We start from the raw sequence: 741 nt of genomic DNA, 5'->3' as shown, positions 1-741 counted from the left end.
GCAGGCGCTGGCCGGCGCCAGCGCGAGCACGCCTATCGCCGCCACCGTCGTGGGGCGGACGAGACGACGACGCATGGACTTCCTTCGGGGGCGCCCGGCACTGGGCCGGACGGGGACTGCGGCAGGCACGGAGGGTGGGACGGGGCGGGACGACAGGAGGCGCCGACGGCGACCCGGAGCACCCCTGTCCGTCTCCGGAGTCTAGCCGCCGCCTGCGGCAGCGCTCGCCGGCGTGACGCTCGGCGCGAGCACGAGGTAGGCCTGCGCGACGAGCACGATCCCGATGGCGACCCACTTGCCGGTGGGCAGCTCCACCCCGTAGCGCCACCGGTCGACGAGGACGAGCCCGATCTGGAGCATGACGATCCAGCCCATCGTGACGAGGGCGAGCTCGGCGTACCTCAGCGACGACGCATACACCCAGAAGAGGACGAGGAAGGCGCCCGCGCCGAGGACGAGGCCCCGGGCGCTGCCGTTCTGCGCCCACTCCTTGGCGAAGAGCGCGCCCGCGAGGTCGAGGCCGGCGAGGCTGACCATCGCGATCGTCGCGACGACGGGCACGGGCCACGCGTCGGGCATCCTGATGAGGGGGAAGACGTCGGTGACGCTCATGGTGGCCACGTCCTTGGTCGGTCGGGCCTGCCCGGCCAGCGGCCCTTCACCTCAGAGGGGGCTCGCGAGCGCGGTGATACCGCTCAGGGCTGGCCGCCCTCGAACCAGGCGACGAGCGCGGGGTCGAGG

1 protein-coding gene is annotated in these 741 nt (G+C 73.5%); it reads right to left on the bottom strand.

Annotated elements, in window-relative coordinates:
• Window positions 1-201: 201 nt before the first annotated feature.
• Window positions 202-612, bottom strand: coding sequence for a hypothetical protein (locus AC1DP0_RS22375; protein WP_478088848.1), 411 nt, complete (start codon window positions 610-612; stop codon window positions 202-204).
• Between the last annotated feature and the right edge of the window lie 129 nt (window positions 613-741).

The sequence above is a fragment of the Terrabacter sp. P5_B1 genome, from assembly GCF_056400505.1.
Note: the sequence above shows the minus strand (reverse complement) of the source record. Positions and strands in the feature narration are given on the sequence as shown.